Origin of the sequence: Streptomyces sp. NPDC008121 (genome assembly GCF_042957155.1) — a bacterium.
GTDB lineage: Bacteria > Actinomycetota > Actinomycetes > Streptomycetales > Streptomycetaceae > Streptomyces.
Map to the genome: position 1 here is coordinate 1 of NZ_JBIBHT010000025.1, position 22,916 is coordinate 22,916.

Sequence of the window (22,916 nt, forward strand, 5' to 3'; positions counted from 1 at the left end):
GTAAGCCATCAGTGGCAGCCGCTTGATAGCCACACCCGGTGTCCCTGGGTGTCCCCACCCTACGAATGGGAGGACCAGCCCGAGCAAGAAGGTAGGGCTCTCTTGAGCTGTTTGTTCCCTCGTCGGGAGGGATGTTCGCCGCGGATGGAGGAGCCGGATTTCCGGGTCACGGGTGCGAGGCCGGCGTAGGCGGCGAGGTGGTCGGCGGTGGCGAAGCCGCTGCCGTCGCCGACGTCGATGAGGATGCGGGCGGCGGTCCTGACCCCGATACCGGGCATCGAGATCAGGACCTGGGAAAGAGGGTGGGCCTCCAGGAGGTCCTCGATCCGGGCTGCGAGGAGTTTTCGGTGGTCAAGCACGGACTGGAGCGAGCGGGCGAGGCTGGGAACGATCAGCGCGGCGGCATCCGTTCCCGGGACGACGACGGTCTGTTCGTCGAGTGCGGTGAAGATGTCCTCGATCAGCCGCTCCGCCATCCGCGGTGCTTTGGGACGTGTCAGGGTCACGAGGCGACGGCGTCCGGCCTTGCGGATCTGGGCCGGGGAGCCGAACTGGTCCAGCAGCTTGAGCACAGCCGGGTGCTGGATCCGGGGGCCCAAAACGCGTTCCAGGGAGGGGTGGATCTGTGTGAGCAGGCCGCGGAGCCGGTTGGCGATCCGGGTGGACTCGCCCGCGAGGTCGTCGTCGAAACCGGCGATCATCGCGAGCTCGGCAACGGTCTCGTCCGTGGGATCGATCGTCCTCAGGGTGTGGGGCATCGCTCTGGCGGCGTCCGCGATGATGAACGCGTCGCGGGCGTCGGTCTTCGCCTCGCCGGGGTAGAGATCGGCGATCCGTCGCATCGTGAGTCCGGGCAGGTAGGCGACCTGGCATCCCGTGTCCCGGGCGACTGCCAGCGGCAGGGCCCCGATGGAAGCCGGCTGGTCGACGACCACCAGCACCGTTCCGTGTTTGGCCTGGAGCTTGTCGAACAGCTCCCGCAGCTTCGGTTCGCTGTTGGGCAGCGGTTTGTCGAACACCTTCTTGCCCGCCCGGTTCACGGCGGTGGCGTGGTGATCACCTTTGCCGACGTCCAGGCCCAGATAGACGTCGATGCCAGTCTCGTCCGACATGCCCTTCGCTCCCGCGCTCGCGTTCTTCCCGGTCTCACCTGCGGCATCAGCGTGCCGGCATCCACGTTACGAAGAGACTGCCCAAAGGGCGCTCGTGCCTCTAATCAGCGGTCTGCCAATGCCTCCGGCACCGGCGACACCACCTTTTCGATCATCTCGACTGGGGGCTCAAGTCATACCGGGGCCGAAGGCCGGGAGCCTCATTGCGAGGCCACGAAGACGGTAACGGGGATCCGCAACTTCGCAGCATTGCCATGCAAGATCCATGATCGCCTCACGAACAAGGCATCAATACTGACGTGAGGCAATCCGAGGGAGCTGCGCCTACTGCCGCCAGCCTGCCTGCGCGACAGGCGGCTTTGAGTCATCTCCTCTTTCTGTATTGGTTGCCTGGCATAAGGAAGATCCTGGTCGCAGTTGCTCGGAGGAACAGCTGGAACGCAAGAGCTATCGCGGAATGTCTCGTTTTCGGCGGTGCAGCCTGTTCGTGTACCCTCCTCTGGCTGATAGCAAGGTACATTGGCTTACTGTCAAAGAGGCGTTCTTGCCTACCTATCCTGAAGGAAAGTAAATGAATAGGAAACGCAACCGGGCCGCAGCTATCATTGCTGCGGGACTCATCTGCCTAGGTGCGGGCGGACTGTCCGTCGGCCACGCCCACGCTGCGGACAGGCCGGACCGCAGTTCAGTATCTGCCCGCATAGAGCAGTCTGCTGACTTCAATTACTATACGGCCGTAGAGAATGGTTTTCTCCACTCCGCTGCAGATCACACTTCCAAGCCGGTGGCGAATATCCTCGCGGGGCAAGTGGTACTGGCTTCCAGTGAAATCTATACGAACCGTTTCAGTGCAGAGTTCAGGTATGCCTGGACCTATAATCGATCGACCGGACGCTTTGTCGGCGGGTACGTCGACGCTACCGTCCTCCGGCTTGCTTAAGCTCTACTTTTAACCTTCTGATGGTCGGTTCGGTGCCGAGTTTTTCACCCGGCGGGAGTCTCCCGGACGTGACGACGGCCTCTGCTGCGTGATGTCGAGTCGCCAACAGCGGGAGTGGAGGCCGTCGATGTCAGGTGTTGTCCATCCCTTGATCCCCGCGGGGAATCCGCGCCGTCAGGCCGGGCAGGGCTGTGATTGTTGGTCCGGAGCCACGAAGCGGCGGAGTTTGCTGCGGCTCCGGGGTGACAGGCAGGCGGGTGCTTCTGGTATTCGATACTCCGTCACGGTGCTCAGTGGTGCGCCGCCGCATGAGGCCCGGGCGGCGTGCTGACCACTGCCGGGCGCGAGGAGCTGGTCCGGCTGCGCCGGGAGGAGCGCGAGCAGAAGCAACGCCCGGCCGCGCTGCGGCGCCCGGGCCCTGCCCCCCCGTGCAGGCTGGCCGGGCGGCCCGCCTCTCGATCGCAGGGCCGCTGCGGACCTATCACGCCGGGCTCCGGGGGATGGCTGGTCCGCAGCCGGGGAGAGTTGCCCCGTGGACCTGGCGGCTGAAGGGGGAGCTTCCGCTCGCCAGGCCCAGGGGGCCTGTGCCGTAACCGGCACTGCAGCAGCGGAACCCTGGGGTGTCGCGGCCCGGGCTTCGCTGTGCTGCCTCAGACCAGGACGGTAGCGGGCGAAAAAGGCATATCGGGGTGTGCCGCGCCGTCGGCTTTGCAGCCGATATCTGCCAAGGGCGCTTTCGTGTCCAGCCGCCGGACGGTGTCATACCTCGCTCGCCGGGCCCGGCCGTCTGGACGGCCTGCCCGGCGGATCATCGCCGACACCTAGCGCTGAAGGTCTGGCGTCTTGCTGATCAGGAGACCCTGCACCCACGCCCAGCCCGCGCCCGCCGCCGGGCAGCCCGTACCAGGACGAAACGTCGGGACTGCCGGGCCTACGGAGCTGAAAGCGATGCCGACGGGAGCGGTTGACGGTACGCAGCCCGCTCTGCTTCCTAAGCCAGGCCACTGCAGGAAGCGAGGGTCATGATCAAGGCGGAAGCACTGCAGAAGGCCCCCGTGTGCCGCTGTGGGCTGCTTCATGCCGACGAAAGGCAACCCACACCGCCACACCCGCCACCATGAGAGGTGAGGCAGCCTGCGCCGCCCGTTGGCGCGTATGGCGCTCCGTCCGGATTGGCGCGCCCGACCGGGTGTGGCCGCAACCGGACCTGGCGCCGCCCGGCAGGGATGACCGTCCGCGGCAGAGGCGTGGCATTCTGGACGTCATGGCTGCGCTGTGGCGGCACGGCTCCCGTAGCTCAGCGGATAGAGCGGACGCCTTCTAAGCGTCTGGCCGCAGGTTCGAGTCCTGCCGGGAGCACTGCCCTGCCTTGCCCCAGGCCAGGCAGTTTGCGCACTACGCCAGCGCCCGTTGAGACCCGGGAGCATGCGCAATGTGCGCTCGGCGGCCCCCTCATCTCACGGAGCCTTAGTTACGCAGTGCTGCTCCAGAACGCGGCCTTGATGGTGGGGCGGTCCGGGAAACCAGTGCGGCCACCGTTGATCACCGTGACTTGTGCGCACCCTCGGCCTGCTACTGGTCGTGCCGGTCCCACCGCATCGTGCAGGACCGCGACGGCGGCCGCCCGCTCCTGATGCGCCTGCGCCAGCTTCACCACCGCATCACCCGACGGCGCCTACGCCGGCAAGCTCGTGACCTGGACGAAAGACCGTCTCGCCCTGGCCCTGGAGATCGTGAAACGCCGTGACGACGCCAAAGGCTTCGTGGCCCTGCCCCGCCGATGGGCCGTCAAGGACTCCGCCATGGATCTGCCGCGGAAGGCGTTGCATCCTCGACTGCGAACGCCTCCCCAGGCACCATCAAGCAATGGTCAAATGGCCGGTGATCATCCTCATAGGACGCCGCCTCGCCCGACAGACCCCACCGTAGTATTCACCGTTACCGGTGCAGGATCAGGCACTTAGTAATGTGCCGACGCGACCCGTTGGCCATCCTCCGGACTTTCAGAGCTTCCGTACCGCACTTCAACTGCTTCGTCCGGGCCGGGAATGCTGATGGCCACAGACTCCCAGTCCTGCACGGAAAACTCGGGCACATCCATTCCTGTGACAATGGGAACCAGCCGGCCCCGTGCCGTATCGTAGGCGAAGTATTCGCCGCTGCCGTCAACTTGGGGGGCCGAGGTAAGCGTCAGGACGGAAATTTCCCCTCCGGAAGGAAACATTTTAATCGTCTTCCTTGTGAGATTTTCCAGAATGATAGTATCGCCGCTCTGGCACGATGCTGTGATGTAGTACTGCCAGAGACCGCTCAGCCTCGTAGGGGGCTGATCCGGCGTCTGGAAGGACCGGTACTGCAGCTGGTGGCACTCTTGAGAATTTTTCTCCTCGAATTCTATGAGTTTGTTCAATGCCATTAGATGGGCTTCCGATTCGCTGACTGCTGTGCCCCGGAAGGTCTCCTGTGTACTGTGTGCGTAAGAAGCTGGCGCGAAGGCCGTGATCCCGGCCATGACTGCAAGGGCAGCCACGGGAACAGCCAGAAGCCTCTTTGGGAATTTCATGAATCTCCTCTGCGGACTCAGTACGCTGGAGTCAACCTGCTAGATGCCGCTGTTCTCCGGCCTCTTCACGGCATGGTGCAGTTCAATGAGCCGACCATCAGCCTCTCCGGCCGGTTGACACCACACGGCCAGGCGCCGTGGGGCAGTGATAGAGTATTGGGAATTCTATAAAATAGGCCTGTCTTCGAGTAAAGGCATTGCTAAGCTGTTGCGCAGACTCCCATTTTTCGGCAGGATTCTTGCAAGTCCTGTAGATGTGCTGGCCGGTTGGGTGTGCCCAGATGCGCCCAAGTACCAGCGCCGCGTCTTCACCGAGCATCGGCGGCCTGCGCAGCTCCAGCAGACACCCGGCCTGCAGGTTCGCCAGCGGACGGCGCCCCCTGGTGACCAGTTCCGACACGATCACCACCGCGTCGGACGTGTGAGCGCTCCGGCCCGCGGCCTCCAGCTACCAGGCCGTGACCTGGCGGGCGACGGCCGGGCTCTGCGCACCGCGGGGCAGAGCGACGACGTGACATGTCGTGGGCGGCGGTGGCGCAATGGCGGTCATCCCACTTTGCGTACTGGGGATTCGTGACTGCGCCGACCGTGCGAAGGCGGCGAGGGCGCGCACTGGGATGCACATCCTCACCGAAATCAAGAACCGCAGCGTGAACGACCTCCCCGTGCTGGTCTGCGACGGTGTGAAGGGCCTGCCCGACGCGGACCGGAACCGTCTGGCCGAGGACTGTCGTGCAGACCTGCGTGGCCCCCCTGCTGCGGGGACTCCTTCCGTATCAGGCGGGCGAGGCAGTCGAAGCGCCCCTGTCAGAGGCGGAGGTGCTGGGCACTGGCGAGAGCGCCGCAAGCCGGAGTGGGAACAGTGCCCCCCGCCGGCCAGGCAGCACCTGGTATGCGACCGGGGCACGCCCGCCGCGGCGTACCGGTCCGGACGCGGTCGGGCAAGCCTGAGGCTCACCTGGCAAGCTCACCGCAGAGCATGCTTGCCCAGCGTGGCCACGGTCGCTTGGCCGCCGGGCCGGCGGTGCGCGGTCCCAAGGCATCCAGCGACATGCACTGCCCGTGCTATCGCAAGGAGTAGCTCTGGGCGGCCGCCCCGAGCGGAGGCTGCCCAGCCGGCCTGTTCGGGCCGCACGCAGTCCTCACGAGCCGGAGGCGGGGGGCGTACTGCTGGCCACCGCGCCGCCGCTTCCGGCCCGCCTGCATCTGATGCCTACTTTCGTGATGGCGGCGACCGGAATGTTCGCGGGAGCCACGCCCGGCCTGGCGCTGTCCGGCCGCATGCTGTCCCTGCTGCGCGCCGGAGCCGGCACGCAGCAGAGCGGCCACCTGGGCGCTGCTCTCGCCGCCAGAACGTCAATTTCTTCAGAGCGCTGCTCCGGCCTGTGTGGGAGACCCCCAGCCAGCCGACGCGGAGACGCTGAGGGTCTCGCCGGCAACCACACGCGCTGCGAGGCGATGAGCGGCCTTTTAGACGTGAAGGTCCAGAACATGCCCGTCTGCGCCCCCGCCGCAAGGGCACCGAGGAGGGCTTGAACCGGGCGGTGGAGGGCATGCCTCTGTGCGCCCTGCCCGGCTACGTTCGCCAGCCGCGCCAGCTATCGCGCGCTTCCGCCCGAAGGACGAGGTACTGCTCGGGTCCGAGGACTTCACCGCCCAGCTGCTGGCCTGGACGCTGTGGTGGAAAGGAATGCCGCCCGCCCGGCGGGCAAGGCGGTTTATCGTCGTAACGACATCGCCCGAGGGAGTATCTGATCATGACCGCGCAGCCTGTCGAGCCTGACCTGGAAGCAACCTATTACCAGCTACGCGACCTCGCAGACGAGATCACTGCCACCGCAGACCGGCGAGGCACCCGGGTCCGGGCTGCCATCGCAGACCAGGGGATCAACGTCATCATGATGAGCCCGTCCACCCGCCATGGGCGCATCGTGAGCCTGCTGACCCTGCAGATCGAGGGGCAGGACGCCCACGCAGCAACTATGGCCGAAACCCGTGTCGAGCATCCCGGCCTCGGCCTGTGCCGCACCGCGGACCTTCTCGCCATGTCGCAGGACGCCTTCGAAGCCCAGGATGATGACGCCGCCGCATTCGCCCCCACCGTCGACCTTGCCGTCGAAGTGGTCTCCAGATCCAACCCCGGCAACGACTACATGGTCAAGCTTCGTGAGTACCCCCGTATGGGCGTCCCCGCCTACGTGATCATTGACCCCCGTGATGGCACGATCAGCGTCCACAGCGATCCGGACACCATCAGCAAAGAACCCCAGTACCGCACCCGCAAGCGCTACGCCTTTGGTGACACGGTCCCGATGGGCCGGTGGTCCATCGACACAGCCCGCTTCCCCCGCTATCGGGAGGAATAGGGTCGTCCCCAGGATGACCGCCGTCTTGGTCGGCCAGGCGTCGACAAGTTGTTATGTGTGCGGCGGCCTGGACCCGGCCCCGGAACACATATCTCCTTGATCTTCGCGACAAGGAGCGGCTTCCACCTCACGGGCGAACACGCGAATGCACTGCCGTCTTTCTTCCCCATCCCCGGCGCCCGGTCCCAAGCAGACGCCACCTGCGCGCGAGTGCGCCTTCCGGCTGCCGGGGCCAGGATAAGGGTCCTGGTACCCAGAGCGTGTGATAACCGGTCCTGGCCCGTGGGCCTGCGCCGACGGGACCGATCATGAACCAGCGGAGCCGGGGCCGGCCGCGCTGTACCACCCGGCAGGCCAGGGCACAGCAGCACGCGGAATGCTGCGGACCTCCCGCCCGCGTCCGCACCCCGTACAGCGTTACAGGCGGGAGCAGTCGGCTGGGATTTCAGCGCCGTGCTCCTGGGTGTGACGCGGCCCAGGACCTCACCGGACAACATGTGCTTGGAACACGGCCAGACGAGGAGCAGGCTGAGACTCCAGCGACGCTGGACCCGGACCGGCGGCCCTGCCACAGCCCGCAGAGCTTCCGGCCGCCACTGACCAGTTCGTTCCCGTACGGGAGCGGCAGAACCCGGCCGGATCAGGGCCCCAGCGGACGGTCACGAAAGACTGGGGCTAGTGAGCGCGCAGGGGGACCTTGTTATCGCCGATCTGGATCGTAGTTCCAGGGGCTTTGCTTTCCCGGATGCATACGTAACCGTCACCGTTTCCCTCGGTCGTGTCATCCACCGCCGGATTGGTTCCTGGAGTGTCAATGCCGTTGACGAAAGCACTCAGAGACTCCTCGGCCTCAGTGCCCCCGAGGGCATAGTAGTAAGTAACTGCATCGTCAACAGTGAGCAGGTAGTTCGCAGCCGCACAGCGCGCGACTGGTTCGGCCGCGGAAGCTGTCGTCGTCGCCGCCGCACCCGCTGCCAGCAAAAAGGCCGCCGAAACGGCGATGGAAATTCTTCCGATGAAGCCGGACATCTCATTCTCCGCTTCTGGAATAACCGCTTCATTGTAAATCCACGCATCTGGGAGACGCCGGCGCGCTGTCGGTCGCAGGTCCGCCGCCCGGAATGCCTATCCTACGCCGCCGGGAAAAATCCGTCGCGGGGCGCATCGGGACGCCGCTGCGGGCGGAGTGACGGTATCCGGGGCGGCGGCCACGGAGTGGCCTTTCAGTCCCTGTCGCGTATGCGGTGCCCAGGCGTCCGCGGGTCCGGCGGGCCGGGGAAGGGCACAGACGAAGTTCTCCTGAGACGAGCGCAGCTGGGCGAGGAGAGCGGGCTTGTTGCTGTCGCCGGTCAGGGTGCTCACGGAGAAGGCAGGTGAGCGGGTGCCGCCGGGGTGGTGACAGCGGCCTGGGCGCAGCAGGAGATGGCCCCCGTGTGGCCGTAGAGCACGCCGCAGCGGGCTTGTGTACCGGAAGAGCGCCATGCCTGCGGCATTTGTCCCGGGGCCGGACGGCAGAGAGAAAACGCCGGGGATGAAGGTGAGCTGTTCTCTGCAGGTCTTTCCGGGGGCCCAGCCGGGGCCGCCCTAGCTGGCGCGGATGAAGGCGTGGGTTCCACGGGGGCCAGAGCACGCCCGGGGAAGCCCGCAAGCCGGAGGCACTGACGGCCTCGCTGGAGCCCTCGGGTCCCGGGCAGCGGTGCGGTGCCGTAGCCGTGCAGACAGGGCCGGGGGAGCCGGATGCCCAGGAGGAAGCTGGTGCGGCGCGAACCCAGGGGCCGGTACACGAGTTCATTGAGGAGTTCCTCGTAACGGCGGCCGGTGGCAGCCTCCGTCAGGAGAGCGACGGCGGTGCTGCCGGAGCTGGAGTAGCTGCAGAGAAAGCCGGGGCGCAAGCGAAGCGGTCCGTCCGCCACGAAATCCAGGAGCCTGCACGGGCCGGGACGCGGCGCGGGCCGGAGCCGAGAATCTTCATGAACCCGGGGTCTGCCGCGTCGCCGGGCAGGCAGCTGGTGCGCTGGAGGGGCTGGCGCAGGGTCACCGCGTGCCAGTCAGCGCGCTCAGCGGGCAGCAGCGTATGGGCGTCCCCGCCTACGTGATCATTGACCCCCGCGATGGCATGATCAGCGTCCACAGCGATCCGGACACCATCAGCAAAGAACCCCAGTACCGCACCCGCAAGCGCTACGCCTTTGGTGACACGGTCCCGATGGGCCGGTGGTCCATCGACACGGCCCGCTTCCCCCGCTATCGGGACGAAGAGGGTCGTCCGGCGTGCGCCTGCCGACGGCCTGGGCGCTGGTCAAGAACGGACTGGAGTGAACTGGCCAGGCTGGGGACGCCCGGCCCCGGAACACGCATCTCCTTCATCTTCGCGACAAGGAGCGGCCCGCCTCACGGGCGAACAAAGGCCCCGCCGGCGACGACGGATCGGCTACCGGGGCAGGCGATTCAGCACTCGGGCTGCAGGATGCTCCCAGAAGTGCCAGCAGCACCAGCCCGACCCCAACGAAAGTGCCGCCTTGCGCCGGCTCATCATCGACATCGCAGCTCCAGCCCGTTCAGCCTCGCTGGGAGGCAATCAGCTGGCGGTACCACTCAAAGCTCGCCCGAGGGCTGCGCAGCTGCGTGGCGAAGTCGACTTCGACCAGGCCGAAGCGCTGGTGGTATCCCTCAGCCCACTCGAAGTTGTCGAGCAGGGACCACGTGAAATAGCCGCGCACGTCCACTCCGTGGTCTGCTGCTTCCGCGACCGCGGTGATATGGGCGGCGAGGTAGTCGATACGCGCCTGGTCCTGCAGCCCGGCCGGCTCTGAGCAGCCGTTCTCTGTAATCCACACCGGTGGCAGGGCGTCGCCATAGCGGGCCTTGAGCCCCGTGAGCAGCTCCGTAAGCCCGTCGGGTACGACCGGCCAGCCGGACAGGGTGCGCCGGTACGGCTCCTCTGGTTCGGCCAGGCCGAAGGGCAGCCCGGAGGGCGGATCGGCCGGGGCGGTGACCCACGTTGGGTTGTAGTAGTTGATGCCCAGCCCGTCCAGCGGCTGGCCGATGACGGTGAGATCCCCGTCGCGCACCACCCCTTCCCAACTCGAAGCGGAGATGCCGTAGGCCGACAGATCAGGGTAACTGGCCAGCATGACCGGGTCGTTGAAGAGACGGTTGTGCAGGGTGTCGTAGGCTGACGCTGCGGTTAGATCGGCGTCCCGCCGCGCGTCGGACCGCAGCCGGACAGGTGTGCAGTTGTTGGCTATCAGCACCTGAGCGCCCGGAACGGCGGCACGCAGAGCCGATGCTGCGTAGCCGTGCCCGAGCAGTTGATGGTGAGCAGCGGGCAGGGCGTCCAGCATCAGCGTGCGGCCCGGAGCGTGGATGCCGAAGCCGTAACCGAAAGACATGTGCACAAATGGCTCGTTCAGGGTGATCCACCGCTTCACCCGGTCCCCGAGCCGTTCCGCTGCCACAGCTGCGAACTCTCCGAACCGGCAGGCCGTTTCGCGGTTCAGCCAGCCCCCGTCGTCCTCCAGGGCCTGCGGCAGATCCCAGTGGAACAGAGTCGGGAGGGGCTCGATCCCGGCGCCGAGCAGCGCGTCCACCAGGCGGTCGTAGAAGTCCAGCCCACGGGGTTCGACCCGGCCCGCGCCAGCCGGCAGGACGCGCGGCCAGCAGATCGAAAAGCGGTACGCGTCGAGCCCGAGCCGGCGCATCAGAGCGACGTCTTCGCTGAACCGGTGGTAGTGGTCGCAGGCGACCTCGCCGGTGTGACCGTCGCGGACAGCACCAGGGCGCCGCACGAAGGTGTCCCAGATCGAGACACCTTTCCCGTCCGCGCCGTCCGCGCCTTCGATCTGGTACGCCGCGGTCGAGGCGCCCCAGATGAATCCTGCCGGGAGCCGGGGAACCGGGGTGGGCTCGGAAGCGCTATCTGACATAGACACCTGCCTTCATCGCTGATCCGTGAGCGGCGCATTCCCGGGCACCGGTGTGCGCGGCTTCCCGGCTCTGACGGCAGCCCGTCCCCCTTGCCTCAAACGGCACTATGGACCGTTACGGCCAGCGCCCGGCGGCCATGAAGGCCGCAACGTAACATGAACGCGCTGTCACGCTCCAGGGCAGGATCTGGCCGCGCCTCAGCCGCTACCTGATCTTTGACCACGGGCTTGTGCTGGCGGGGCGAGTCCGAGGCCGATGTCGGCCAGGAATGCGATCAGAAGTCCGGGGTTGGAGGATGTAGCGCAGGGCGCTTTCGCGTGGCCCATCAAATCGAATGGAAGGCCCGGTTCGCGGTCTTCTGCTTGGCGTGTGCCCAGAGCAGTTCGACGGGGTTCAGCTCCGGAGTGTTAGGGGAGGCAGCCGGATACCTGTGAACCAGTCCTGCTGTGCGTACTGCGTCACGTGCTTGCTGATGCGGCTGGAGCAGGTGGCCCAAACGATGGTGACCGGCCCGTCCAGCAGGCGGTGCATCAGGGCCAGGAAGCAGGGGAAGTCCTTCTTTGTGCAGCCGCCCGATGGCTTGACTGCATAGAATATCCGGGGCTCGTCGCCCTGTCTGAAGCCGGTCCATGCCGCCATGCTGATTTGTCGCTGTGTTTCCGCACGGCTGCAGCACCGAGGGCTGTTGGCCTGTCCCAGATGCGGCGGACTGGGCCGTTTAGCCAGGCCTCCAGACCCGTCCTGGAAGCAGCCCCAGCCCTCGGTGGCTGTGACCTGCGGGGGACGGGAGGCCGTCGGCCATGTTTGCATGCGCCATGCGCCAGCCGCTCTCTCGTTCCGCCCGACGGCCTGCACCTTCGGTGCCTGCCACGACCAGCCCCGGTGGTCCAGAGCCGTCATACGCTGGCGATCTTCTGCCGGACCGGCCCAGCCAACCGGCCTACAGCGCCGGACAGAATCAGGCGACCGGTGCCTGCAACGCATGACAAGAAACAGGTCGGCTGACCGACCCCCACGGGCTGCCGGGGCCAGACCCAGGACGTGCGGGCAGGAAGCGGCGGGTGCGCAGAAGCGCGGGGATTCGTGCCGGCAACCGGTCTGTTGGATCACCACGGTGAGGCGCGCAGGTGGTCGCTCCGTCTTCGCCAGGCAAAGCAGCGGTTGCATCTCGTGGACCGGGAGGCCTGGCAGCTCGTCACCGCCGTACGGTACCCGTAATCCTCCGCCTCGCCGGGCACTGGCCCTGGACCGATGTGATCACCGCGGCAGTGGCCCGGCACGAGGCCGTGCCGAATCCCGGCTGACCAGCAGCCTTGTTAGCAGCACGGCCCGGCCGGAGCCTTGGAACCCGGCCGCCTACCCGACCGCAGCCGCCTCACCATGCCTGCGAACGGTCCAGCGAACCGAAACAGGCCGTTGGAAACCGGCAACCCGTCACGAAAGCTCGAGGCAGACTCATGGCCCTTGTGACTGCGGGCCGAGGGGCCGATGGGCCGGCCGGAGGATTCCGGAAGGGCCAGCGCGTGGCCCTTTCGGGGGAAGTAGGGCTTCACCAGGGAAGGCTAAAGTGACATAAAGCGACATATCCGATATCTCAACTGGTTACCGAGGCAGGCAGGCACATGCGAACTCTTTGTAAAACAGCTGTTGTGGGAGCCCTTTCCGCCGGCCTGATCGCTGGCATCGCAGGAGCAGCTTCTGCTGCCAGCCAGCCGTCTGCCCGGCCGGCCGTCACTACGGCCTCGGGGCAGGAAGACGACAGCGTCCACGCCCAGGTTTACAACACGGTCGAAGTCACTAACGAGACTGGCAAGGACCTGAAGGTCGCCAGCATCAAAATAGTGGGCGGTGCACCGAATATCCCCGTATTCAAGGACTTCCTATGGGTTCCTGTAACCGGCGATGTTCTCGCAGCAGGTGAAAAGAAGACCTACGGTGTTTCATATAATAATAAAGACTATCTTAACCCCGAGGTCACGCTAGAATTCAAGGATAACGAAGGCAACTCTGCTCGATACACGACGGAGACGTGGTTTGACGGGGGTTCCACGCTCACCAAGGATGACAGCACCTACTACAAGGTCCACGGGGGAAATGCCGCCCCGGGGCAATGGACGCACCCTACTATCAAGAACCCGTAACACCGCGGGGGGCTGGGGTGACTGTCAAGTCAGCTGGGCGCCCGCACGGTCAGGGCTGTTTTGAAGTCGCTGTGATCTTGTGAACGCGCGGGCCGGGTGAGGTGTGACCGGATATGGCGCAGCTCCGTCGGGCGGGCTGCCAGCTCGCCCGCGGGCAGCGTGGCTTCGGCGGGTATCGTGGACGGCCTCCGGGCGCTCGGGTCCCGGGCGCAGGCGACGTGATGTCGGCCTATTCCAGGCGCTCGCGCTGCCCATATACGGCCTCCGGATCAGAACCTGAACTGGGGCCCGTCGCCTGACGCCGTCAGGCGACGGCTGCAGGGCGCCCGCCGTCGGCACGCCTGCCACAGCTTCAGTATCAGGCTGGCCGGCGGCCTCTTTGTGTTCTCAGGCGGCCCCCTCCCATGACGTGGCGTGCCCGCTGAGTCCATACCCCGCTGGTACGGCAGGCCTTAACGGAATGAAGGGAGCCATCCAGACTGATCACCAGACTCATCGAGTCTCACTGCTGCAGCGACCCGATGAGAAGGGGCGGTCCTGGAGCGCGAGCAGCGCTGCGAGGGCAGTGGCGGGGGCGGGGTCGGGCGGGCCGATGGGCCACCAGGCGCTGTCCTCTTTCGCGTAGGGATACCAGCGGCCGTCGCGGCCGTAGCGCAGCTGGCGGTCGCGGCCGACGACGGTCCAGCGGTTGCGCCACGCGCGCAGCTGGGGAGGCCGCCCGTCTGCCCAGTCGTCGGTGAGCGAGGCCCGGGCCCGGGCGAGGACGGACGGGTCGGGGGTCCAGGTGTCTTCCAGGACCGCGAGTGCGGCCGCGCCGCCGTAGCGCCAGGCGCGTACTGCCTGGGCGAGCTCGGAGGGCGGGCGGCCGGTGTTCTGGGCGATCCGGGCGAAGACTTCCAGATGCGGGTGCTCGGCGGCGAGGCGCACAGCGTCCTGCCACTCTGTCAGGTCTGCTGGAGCCAGGGGTGTGCCGTTCACCAGCAGGGCGGCGAGCTGGCGACGGGCGCGCTCGGCTGCGTCGGCGGCCAGGGTCTGAAGTGCTTCCGGGTCGATGCCTGGTGCAGCGGGCCGGGCCGTTGCGAAGACGGGCGGGTGCCCGGTGCGTTCGGGCAGGGGCGGCGGGCCGGGCAGGGGTGGCAGGCCGGCGCGCGCTGCGAAGGCCTCCCGGGCCGGTGTACCTGCGGGTTGGGCAGGAGTGCGCGGGGAGGGAACCGGCGCTGATGCCGCAACCGTCTTGCATGCTGCGCGGACGGCGTTGCGGCGGGCGAGTTCGTCCAGCAGCTGGTGTTCGCCGCGGCCGCGCATCAGCAGCAGTACGAAGGGATCCTTGTCCAGCAGGCGTGCTACTTGGTAGCACAGTGCGGCGCCGTGCTTGCACGGGTAGCCCCAGTCGGGGCATGAGCAGGACGGCTCCAGGTCGTTGGAGGACGGCAGCAGCCGTACGCCCTCCGCCAGCGCGTCCTCGACCAGCTCGGGGGGCATGTCGCGGTCCAGCAGCGCGGCGATGTACCCGGCGCGCGCTGCCACCGCGTTGAGGATCCGGTCCCATTCCGCATCGCTGAGTACGGGGACCGCCAGTGACACCCGGTAGGGCCGTGGCCTGCTGCCCTGCACCGGGGCGGTGACCCGGCCCCGGACCACGGTCATCTCGCCCACGGCTCCGCTGCGCGCGTAGGTGCGGCCGCGGGTGAGCCGGCCGGGATCGAGGGAGCACTCCTCCAGAGCCGACACCCACGCCTGGCCCCACCAGGTTGAGACGAAGCCGCCCCGGCGGCCGGGAGCCGGAGGAAAGGGAGGGAAGGTGCGGGCGAGCTCATGAGGGGCCCGCTGCTCGGGCTTCGCCGGGCGCGGGCTCACTGGCGGCTTTCTCTCGTGGTGCTCTGACGGTCTGTGCTCCGGGGCGTGGTGTTGTGACGCCTCGATACCAGTTCGGCTAGCTCGGCGTCGGAGAGTTCGGTGAGTGCCGCCTCGCCATGGCTCAGCACGGCGTCCGCGAGCCCTTTCTTCTGCTTGAGCATCTGCGCGATCCGGTCCTCGACAGTTCCCTCCGCGATCAGGCGGTGCACCTGCACCGGCTGGGTCTGGCCGATGCGGTATGCACGGTCGGTGGCCTGGTCTTCGACCGCCGGGTTCCACCAGCGGTCGAAGTGGATGACGTGGCCGGCCCGGGTCAGGTTGAGGCCGGTGCCAGCGGCCTTGAGGGAGAGCAGGAAGACCTGCCGTTCGCCGCGCTGGAAGCGGTCGACCATCTCCTCGCGCTGCTTGACCGGCGTCCCGCCGTGCAGGAACTGCGCCGCAGTGCCGCGGGCGGCGAGATGCTGCTCCAGCAGCCTGCCCATCTCGGCGTACTGGGTGAAGACGAGTACCGAGCCGTCCTCTGCCACGATCGTATCCAGCAGCTCGTCGAGCAGCTCCAGTTTGCCCGAGCGGCCGGCAAGTTTCGCGTTCTTCTCCTTCAGGTACTGCGCGGGGTGGTTGCAGACCTGCTTAAGACCGGTGAGCAGCTTCATCACCAGGCCGCGCCGGGCCATGCCGTCCGCCTCTCCGATCGCTGACAGCGACTCGCGGACCAGCGCCTCGTACAGGGACGCCTGCTCCTTCGTCAGCGAGACGGGCCGGTCGGTCTCGGTCTTGGGCGGCAGCTCGGGGGCGATGCCGGGGTCGGACTTGCGCCGCCGCAGCAGGAAGGGGCCAACCAGGCGGGCGAGACGCTGAGCGGTCTCCTGGTCGCCGCCGGCCTCGACCGCGCGGGCGTAGCAGTCGCGGAAGGCGGTGAGCGGGCCGAGCAGTCCGGGTGTTGTCCAGTCGAGCAGGGCCCACAGCTCGGAGAGGTTATTCTCCACCGGGGTGCCGGTCAGAGCGATGCGCCCGGCGGCGGGGACGGTGCGCATCGCCCGTGCGGTGTCGGAGTAGGGGTTCTTGATGTGCTGCGCCTCGTCGGCGACGAGCAGCCCCCAGGGCACAGCGGTGCCGGCCAGGCGGGCCGCGTCGCGGCGCAGTGTGCCGTAGGTGGTGAGGACGACGGCGTTCGGTGCGAGGCCGTCCAGGGTACGGTCCGGGCCGTGGAAGCGGCGTACGGCGATGCCGGGTGCGAAGCGCTGCACCTCGCGCTCCCAGTTGCCGAGCAGGGACGTCGGACAGACCACCAGGGTGGGGCCGTGGGCTGATCGCTCGTGGCGGCGCAGGTGGAGGGAGATCAGGGTGATCGTCTTGCCCAGGCCCATGTCGTCGCCGAGGCAGCAGCCCAGACTGAGGGAGGTCATCCGGTCCAGCCAGTCCAGGCCCCGGAGCTGGTAGTCGCGCAGGGTGGCTGCGAGCATGGCGGGCTGGCCGGTGGTGGCCGATGCGCAGTCGGGCGCCTCTGGCTCGGCGATCCGCGCACGCAGCTGTTCCAGAATGCCGCCCGCGGTGACCGGCACGGACGTGCCGTCGATCTCTGTCTCGCCGGTCAGCGCCGCGCCCAGGGCGTCGATCGCGGTCAGCTCGCGGCCGCGCTGCTTGCGGACCTTGGCGACGAGCGCCTGGTCGACCACCACCCACCGGTCGCGCAGCCGCACCACCGGGCGGTGTGCCTCGGCCAGGCGGTCCATCTCCTCCTCGGTCAGCGGCTCCCCGCCCAACGCCAACTGCCAGCTGAATTCGAGAAGCTGACCAGAGGAGAGGAAGGTCTCCAAGTCCGAGGGCGTCTTCTTGCGGGGCGGCTCCAGCAGGCCGGTCGCGGTCAGCTCCTTTGCCAGGCCCCTGGGCAGATGGACCTGGATTCCGGCTGCGGCCAGCCGCTCCGCGGCCTCGCCGAGCAGGTCCAGCAGCTCATCGTCGGCGAGCTGCAGCACAGCGGGCGCGGCCGCGGCCAGCAGGCGCGACAGCGGCGGCCATGCCTTCGCGCCGCGGCGCAGCGCCAGCAGCGTGTCAATACGGGTACGGGCGCTGAACTGCTCCGGGACGGCTGCATCCTTGGCCCAAAGCTCCGCCGCGTCTGCCACGACAGTGGGGTCGGCAAGGCTGTGCAGCTGCACCACGGCCCGGAACTCCGGCCCGCCGCCCCCGCAGTCGTCTTCGCCGCCCCAGCTGCCGCACGGCGCGGCGCTGTCTTCCTCCAGACGCAGGGAGACACGCACGCCCGCATCCATCCCGGCGGCCACCTCGGCCGCCCACTCCCGCTGTTCGGGAATGGGTACCGGCATCCGGGCGGCGAAGGCCGGATGGGCGGTCAGATGGCGCGCTGCCGGAGAGCGCGGCAGACCGTCCGCGACCGCGTCCAGAAAGGCGCGCAGCAGCACCTCAGCGGCGGGCAGCGCTACGGGCGACGAACCCGGCAGCGGCACCGCGCGCGCCTCCGGCGGCATGGCCGCCGCCAGCTCGCGTATCCGGCGCACGTCGTCGCCGTCCAGCGGGCCGAGCCGCCAGGCGTCGAACCCGGCGGGGCTCAGCCCCGGCAGCAGCCGCCCCCGGGCGGCGAGTTGAAGCGCAAGCAGGGCTCCTGCTCCCCACAACACGGCGGAGGCAGAGGCCTTCCCACTGTGCGCCATGGCGTGAGCGCGAGTGAGTACGGGCACCGCCTGCGCGACCGGCAGCAGCACCGCGGACACGTTCCGCCGCCGGATGCCGTTGCCGCGCGGTCGCACGGTGGTGAGCTCCTCCGGCTCCGCATCGCAGTCGGGCAGCCCGCTGCCGTCCGCCCGCCAGAACGCTACACGGCCCTGCCTGGGCGGATCTCCGGGCAGGAAGACGGCCTCGCATGCGCCGAGCGCGGCTGAGGCATCTGGCACCGCTGCTCGCGGCTTCCTCTGCCTGGCAGGTGCGTCCACTCCGGCGACTTGGAGGAGGAGACGCGCCATGTCGGGTGCCCTTCGAGCCGGGGTTGCGGGCATGCGCTGGAGTGACCCTGTCACGCCTTATACGGGCGCATCCACAAGCTGTACGCGAAATGCTATCGGGCCGTGCCAGGCGCCCGCGCCACGGATACTGGCTTCAGCCCGTCAGAGCGAGGGTTGCCCGGGGAGGGCCGGTGCCGGCTATGAAGCCCCCGAGTTCATGGCCTTGAGCTTCAGACCACCGTGCTTGCGCGCGAAGACGACGGCGGCATTCACCCCGCGCCGGGCAGTGTCCGTGCCCCGGGTTGAGTACCCGCAGGCTGATGAACGCCGCCAAGTGCGCAGAGGGTGCGGCGTGGAGAGCTTCAGCAGATTCCGCGCGGACGCCGACGGCCCGCCGGACCTGTTCCCCCGGCTCTCCTGGCCGCGCACCTTCTCTGGACGGCCTTACAAGTGCCCGGAGCCTGCTGCCCGGCGAGCTGCTCCACCACCGGGCGTCGTGTGCCCTGCGCCTCCAGCAGCTTCGCCCGCCCGCCGAACGCTCGGGACGTGAGCGTGTTGCCGGCCGTCTCACCGGGGGCCGAGGACGGGCCCCGCGAACGAGGCAACCTTGCTCTTGCCCGGTGTCTCCGCAGCGCGGCTCACGCCCACTGGACGAGGCCGGGCATTGAACCGGGGACGTCAGCCCTGACACGGAGCCGTGGTGGGCGGTGCTGCCGGCCGCCCCGCTCTATGCGGAGATGCTCGACGCTGTCAAAAACGGCCGTGAGGAGATCGTGCTCACCCGTGCCGGGCGCGATCCGGCCGCCATAGTGTCCCCCGAGGACTACGAGCCGCTGAAAGAGACGGCCTACCCGCTGCGGAACCCGGTCAACGCCCGGAGGCTGCTGGCTTCCATTGATCGGCTGGCAAGTGGTGACGGGACGGTCCGGGAGGCCCTGGCGGAAGCCTGTAGGGGACGAGTCCGCCTGGAGTGACTACCTGTGGCGGCAGTCCCAGGACCGGAGAGTCCTGAGGAGAGTCAATGCCCTCCTCGCGGATGTGGCCCGCAACGGGAACGAGGATATCGGCAAACCCGAGCCACGGTTTCGGGGGTAATGGCCACGCCGGATCAACGATGAGCACCGCCTGGTATACAAGATCGCGGACGATGAGGTCCGTATTGCGTCCCTCGTCTACCACTACGAGAGCTGAACTGCCTCTCCCTCCTGCGGTCGCCCGCGAAGCAGCCGTCCGGGCGGAGCCCGAACCGGTCCGAAGCGGAGCGTAGCCCGAAGAGGAGACTCAACGGGTGGACGGACAGGGACCAGACCGTGCGGTCAGGGGGCTGGTGAGGGCTGCCCGGGGAAAGTGAAGACGCTGAGGTAGAGCGGCAGCTGGTTGCGGCGCGGTGCCGCCGGTGTGACCGGGGTGAGCTCGGCCGGGGTCCCGTTCACGATTGCCTCTCCGAATGCTTCGGGTGAAGGAAAACGAGCGGTAAGGGTGAAAGACGAGAATTCACAAGGCAGGCTGTCTGCGGTAAGGGGGACAGGGCCGTTCGTCACGTCGAAGTGCAGGTGCGGCCCTCCAGAATTACCCGTATTGCCAAGCAGGCCCAGCTTCTGGCCGACGGTGATTTCCTGTCCCAGGCGTAGCCCGAGTGCTTTGACGCTGCCGGTCTTCAGGTGGGCGTACAGGGCGTAGAAGGTGTGGCCCTGCTGCTGGAATTTCTGCACCACGTGATTCCCGGTGTACTGGTCGACTGGGAGACCAGAAGGGGCTTTGCCGGGAGTCTGCTGGTTCCGGCAGCCGCGGCGTGGACGGTGGCACCGAAGGCGGCATCGCTCTCCAACTCCTCGACGGGGCCTGTGAAGAAACGGCCGTTCTTGTCAATCCGTTCGAAATCGATGGCGTACTGCTGGGGGATGTACAGAGACTGGTTCAACGGCAGCGTGGTGCCCCGGTGGGCTGTGATCTCGCTGCAGCAGCCGTTGCCGTCGACCCATCTCTCACCTGTCAGGGGCGGGGCCACGACAGGTAACGGGGCGGCTGCTGACCTGTACCTTGCCGGCGGTTTCTGTCACCCTCGCCGGAACGACGCCGGACAAGGAAGCCTCGGGGTAGGACACACTGATCCGGTGGACGAGCTCACGGGGCAGGTCCTGGACCCGGGGCGCAGATACGTCGAAATAGAGGATCCCCGACTGGGAAGGTCCCAGGGACACCGGTTCTGACGACGGTGTGGGCGGGCCGAAGTTTCCGGTGAGCTTGAACCGGGACGCCAGAGCCGGACCGGACAGCTTTTCCAGGACCTGCCCGGGCTTCGCTGCGCTGACCGTCTCCGCCGAACGGATCGTTGCGGGCTGGTCAGTCGCGTTGGTCAGCGCCAGCTCATGGGCCAGATGGAATCGGTTATCACTCCCGCGTACCGGTGCGGGGCTGGACACGGGAGTAACCATGAGCGGCGTCGCCGCTGCAGAAGAAGCCTGAGAGGATGCTGCCGCAGGTGACCCGAGCGCCGGTGCTATACCCAGCACAGCAGACGCAACTACCGCAACCACACCCTTGATGCATGGCCTCATGTCTCCCACCATGGAGGGCCACAGTCAGTCCCGCTCGCAGGAGCGAGGTGGCCGCCCCGCACGGGCTGCGGCCGCAGACCCGCATGGACTTCCTGCGCCCTGCCACGCCGGCCAGCCACCTGGAAGCTGCTGGATCCTGCGCTGCGCCCGGGACAGAGCTCAGCCCGGTCCCCGCTCACTTTCCGCCGGAGGCGCCGGGCGGCTCTGTCACGGCTTCCGGCTCCTCACATCAGGAATCCTGGGTGTCCCTTTTTGGTGAGTGTCCTGCTCAGGACGCCTTTCGCGCCCTGATAAAGCGCCCGGTAGATGCTCTCGTGGCACGAGTGCCGCTCCGGCCGGTCCGGCCACAGAGCGCGCAGAGTACGCGGCGATCTGCTCGGGGCTCCACTCCAGGTCGAGCCTGGTTTGGACCTCGGCGCGGAGCTCAGAGCCTAGCCGCAGCTTGGTCTGCGAGGCCGCTCGGCCCGCTGCCGGAAGCGGTGACGGGCGAGGCCGGCGTTGTAAATGCCCGTGTCGTGCTCGAGCATGGTGCGGCGCGGCTCACACTCGAGGGCGGCGTTCCAGCCATTTTCCGATCGCCACCGGTAGCCGGCCTTCCTGCCGATCCCGAGCTGCCTGCAGGCCTCGGCCGTACCCACTCCGGACTGCAGCAGCCGACCGGATGGGCGGGTAATGGCCCGCGTTGTCAGCCAATCGGCCCCACGGAGGCATCAGGTGCCCGGCTTTACGCTTTTGCTGCAGCTTCTGCTAGCAGCATGTGGCTGCTATCAGGAGCCTGCTGTATACCGGACGGCCCAGGGGCGGTCGGCAGACAGAAAAGGAGCTCTCCCCGGGGCAGCTTTCCTCGGGAGCAGTGCTCCGCAAATCAAGGAGTGGTCATGAAGTCACGGGTCCTGCGAGGCTTTGCAGCATTCCTGAGCGCCGGGGCGGCTGTTACCGCCTGTGTGGTAGCTGCAGGTTCCGCCCAGGCGGCTGAAGCTCCCCAGAGCAACGGCGAAAACGACTATTCGATCCAGAATACGAGCGGGCTTCCTTTCCAGCTCACCGGTGTCAAGCAGGTGCTGGGCAACGGGTTCGGTATCGATCAGCCGGGCGGCCTTTCCGGTGTTCCAGGAGAAACCCAGTCGTTCGAAATCCAGAACTGGATTGGTCACGGGGACTGGACCGAGTTCACTTACAAGAACGGGTCCACCACGGTCACCCTCGTCGCCGACCAGTACCGTGACCTGGGCGAGGACCGTTCACACTGCGAGATCTCCGGCCCTAACGAGCGCGGCATCAGGTGCGGCGCCACGGGAACCGGCGGGGGCGGCGGTCGGGCCTACCTCACTCAGCTCTGGATCGCCGGCCCCTCCACAAGCTGACACCGGGACTGTAAGAAATCCGGCTCTGTCTCACATCCCGACGTGCAGTTGCCGTGACTGCCCCAGCTCTACGGCTCGACGCCGAAGAGCGGGATGGTCGGACGGTGTTGGCGCAAGCACCGAGCGGAGACGATCAAGCGTCATACGCCAGCGCCGCCAGGCTTCGGGGGGCCTCGCGGGGACGGACAGCGTCGGCGGTTACGGCGGCAGAGGCGGAGGTGTAATCGCCCCCCCCATACGGGCAACCCGGCTGTGACGGCGTGGACGGAGGCCCTGGAACGGGCGGCCGGGGCAGGCTCCATACCATGTTCAGCACCCAGGCGGCGGCGGAGGCGGCGGTCTGTACGGCGGAGACGGGGGAGGCGGAGGGGCCAGCAGCTCCTCTACCTTCGATGTCTCCAGCGGCGGTGGCGGCGGCGGTCCGAGCCTGGACCCGGACGGCGGGCCGGCACCGCCGAGCAGGCCCGTGGCGCACGGCAGTTCCTGCTGCGTCGCCAGGTGTTCTACCTGGCCGGCTACGACGACGCCGCAGACACCACGGACTGGCTCGCCGCTCAGCGCACCGCCCGTCCCGACGACTGGCTCACCCGCGGCTCAACGCCCGATCCGGCGCCACCGTCGCAGCAACCTGCACTACTGGGCGTACTGGATTGGCGAAGCACCCCACATCCAGCTGTCCGACGACTTCATCGCCACGCGCCAGAGAGGCGCCTGGCAGGGCGACAAGTTGTTGCAGCACCTGGTGCACGGGCTGAACCCATACCGTGGCTTCTTCGGCTTGAACGTACACACCCTGTGGGCGCTCCTCGCCGCCCGCCCGAGCCTGCTGCGGTCCGCCACCGGGGCCGGCCATGCTCTGCGCGCCCGGCTTCCAGTGATGTTGGATAGCCGGGAGTTGTCGGGCGGGTTCCCGCCGGGAGCTTGAAGGCATCCGGTACGCAATCCGCCTCGCTAGGTACCTGGCCTTCCTCGGTCTCGCCGCAGCCATCTGCTGCTACAAACGACTCGTCCGCCTCACCACATAGGGCACGGTCTTAGACGTCGTTTCCTTTGGCGGTTTGGCTCGTTGTGCTGGGCATGACGAGTCTTGCCGAGCGGCTGGTGCCGGATGAGTTGTGGGAGTTGTTC

At 67.6% G+C, this 22,916-nt stretch carries 11 protein-coding genes, 1 tRNA gene and 3 pseudogenes; 6 read left to right on the top strand and 9 right to left on the bottom strand.

Annotated features, from left to right (window positions below; genetic code table 11):
• Positions 1-92 precede the first annotated feature (92 nt).
• A pseudogene (locus ACFZBD_RS33950) lies at positions 93-1,112 on the bottom strand (IS110 family transposase); the annotation flags it as partial.
• Positions 1,113-3,338: 2,226 nt separating this feature from the next.
• Here ACFZBD_RS33950 and ACFZBD_RS33955 point away from each other — a divergent pair.
• Positions 3,339-3,411, top strand: a tRNA-Arg gene (locus ACFZBD_RS33955).
• A 601-nt stretch (positions 3,412-4,012) separates the two neighbouring features.
• On the opposite strand, the gene ACFZBD_RS33960 is transcribed toward ACFZBD_RS33955, so the two are convergent.
• The gene (locus ACFZBD_RS33960; RefSeq protein WP_391147324.1) at positions 4,013-4,615 is read right to left on the bottom strand and encodes a hypothetical protein; all 603 of its coding nucleotides are present in this window, start codon (positions 4,613-4,615) and stop codon (positions 4,013-4,015) included.
• Between the two features lie 1,757 nt (positions 4,616-6,372).
• On the opposite strand from ACFZBD_RS33960, the gene ACFZBD_RS33965 reads away from it, so the two are divergent.
• Complete coding sequence (locus ACFZBD_RS33965; RefSeq protein WP_391147326.1) at positions 6,373-6,981, top strand: Uma2 family endonuclease; 609 nt, start codon at positions 6,373-6,375, stop codon at positions 6,979-6,981.
• 675 nt (positions 6,982-7,656) lie between these two features.
• Here ACFZBD_RS33965 and ACFZBD_RS33970 read toward each other — a convergent pair.
• The 3 genes from ACFZBD_RS33970 to ACFZBD_RS33980 form a co-directional block, all read right to left on the bottom strand.
• Positions 7,657-8,010, bottom strand: coding sequence for a hypothetical protein (locus ACFZBD_RS33970; RefSeq protein WP_391147328.1), 354 nt, complete (start codon positions 8,008-8,010; stop codon positions 7,657-7,659).
• 329 nt (positions 8,011-8,339) lie between these two features.
• On the bottom strand, positions 8,340-9,029 hold the full coding sequence (locus ACFZBD_RS33975) for a serine hydrolase (protein ID WP_391147348.1): 690 nt from the start codon (positions 9,027-9,029) through the stop codon (positions 8,340-8,342).
• Between the two features lie 510 nt (positions 9,030-9,539).
• Complete coding sequence (locus ACFZBD_RS33980; RefSeq protein WP_391147330.1) at positions 9,540-10,907, bottom strand: GH1 family beta-glucosidase; 1,368 nt, start codon at positions 10,905-10,907, stop codon at positions 9,540-9,542.
• A gap of 1,650 nt (positions 10,908-12,557) precedes the next feature.
• On the opposite strand from ACFZBD_RS33980, the gene ACFZBD_RS33985 reads away from it, so the two are divergent.
• Positions 12,558-13,049, top strand: a complete 492-nt coding sequence (locus tag ACFZBD_RS33985) for a hypothetical protein (RefSeq protein WP_391147333.1) — start codon at positions 12,558-12,560, stop codon at positions 13,047-13,049.
• Positions 13,050-13,541: 492 nt separating this feature from the next.
• On the opposite strand, the gene ACFZBD_RS33990 is transcribed toward ACFZBD_RS33985, so the two are convergent.
• The gene (locus ACFZBD_RS33990) at positions 13,542-14,780 is read right to left on the bottom strand and encodes an SWIM zinc finger family protein (RefSeq protein ID WP_391147336.1); all 1,239 of its coding nucleotides are present in this window, start codon (positions 14,778-14,780) and stop codon (positions 13,542-13,544) included.
• A 122-nt stretch (positions 14,781-14,902) separates the two neighbouring features.
• Entirely contained in the window at positions 14,903-17,887 is a 2,985-nt protein-coding gene (locus tag ACFZBD_RS33995; protein WP_391147339.1) for an SNF2-related protein, read from the bottom strand.
• A gap of 686 nt (positions 17,888-18,573) precedes the next feature.
• On the opposite strand from ACFZBD_RS33995, the gene ACFZBD_RS34000 reads away from it, so the two are divergent.
• Positions 18,574-18,840, top strand: a complete 267-nt coding sequence (locus ACFZBD_RS34000; protein WP_391147340.1) for a type II toxin-antitoxin system prevent-host-death family antitoxin — start codon at positions 18,574-18,576, stop codon at positions 18,838-18,840.
• A pseudogene (locus ACFZBD_RS34005) lies at positions 18,779-19,057 on the top strand (Txe/YoeB family addiction module toxin). The gene ACFZBD_RS34000 and the pseudogene ACFZBD_RS34005 overlap by 62 nt, the downstream one beginning before the upstream one ends.
• 125 nt (positions 19,058-19,182) lie before the next feature.
• On the opposite strand, the pseudogene ACFZBD_RS34010 reads toward ACFZBD_RS34005, so the two are convergent.
• Positions 19,183-19,587 (bottom strand): annotated as a pseudogene (locus ACFZBD_RS34010) (M23 family metallopeptidase); the annotation flags it as partial.
• A gap of 264 nt (positions 19,588-19,851) precedes the next feature.
• On the bottom strand, positions 19,852-20,289 hold the full coding sequence (locus tag ACFZBD_RS34015) for a hypothetical protein (RefSeq protein ID WP_391147342.1): 438 nt from the start codon (positions 20,287-20,289) through the stop codon (positions 19,852-19,854).
• A gap of 1,013 nt (positions 20,290-21,302) precedes the next feature.
• Between ACFZBD_RS34015 and ACFZBD_RS34020 the strand changes: the two genes are divergently transcribed.
• A complete protein-coding gene (locus ACFZBD_RS34020) occupies positions 21,303-21,788 on the top strand; it encodes a hypothetical protein (RefSeq protein ID WP_391147345.1) in 486 nt (161 codons plus the stop codon).
• Positions 21,789-22,916 lie beyond the last annotated feature (1,128 nt).

Bases quoted from the DNA above. Each gene is read 5' to 3' on its own strand.
- ACFZBD_RS33960 (WP_391147324.1), bottom strand. From the start codon at position 4,615: ATGAAATTCCCAAAGAGGCTTCTGGCTGTTCCCGTGGCTGCCCTTGCA.
- ACFZBD_RS33965 (WP_391147326.1), top strand. From the start codon at position 6,373: ATGACCGCGCAGCCTGTCGAGCCTGACCTGGAAGCAACCTATTACCAG.
- ACFZBD_RS33970 (WP_391147328.1), bottom strand. From the start codon at position 8,010: ATGTCCGGCTTCATCGGAAGAATTTCCATCGCCGTTTCGGCGGCCTTT.
- ACFZBD_RS33980 (WP_391147330.1), bottom strand. From the start codon at position 10,907: ATGTCAGATAGCGCTTCCGAGCCCACCCCGGTTCCCCGGCTCCCGGCA.
- ACFZBD_RS33995 (WP_391147339.1), bottom strand. From the start codon at position 17,887: ATGGCGCGTCTCCTCCTCCAAGTCGCCGGAGTGGACGCACCTGCCAGG.
- ACFZBD_RS34020 (WP_391147345.1), top strand. From the start codon at position 21,303: ATGAAGTCACGGGTCCTGCGAGGCTTTGCAGCATTCCTGAGCGCCGGG.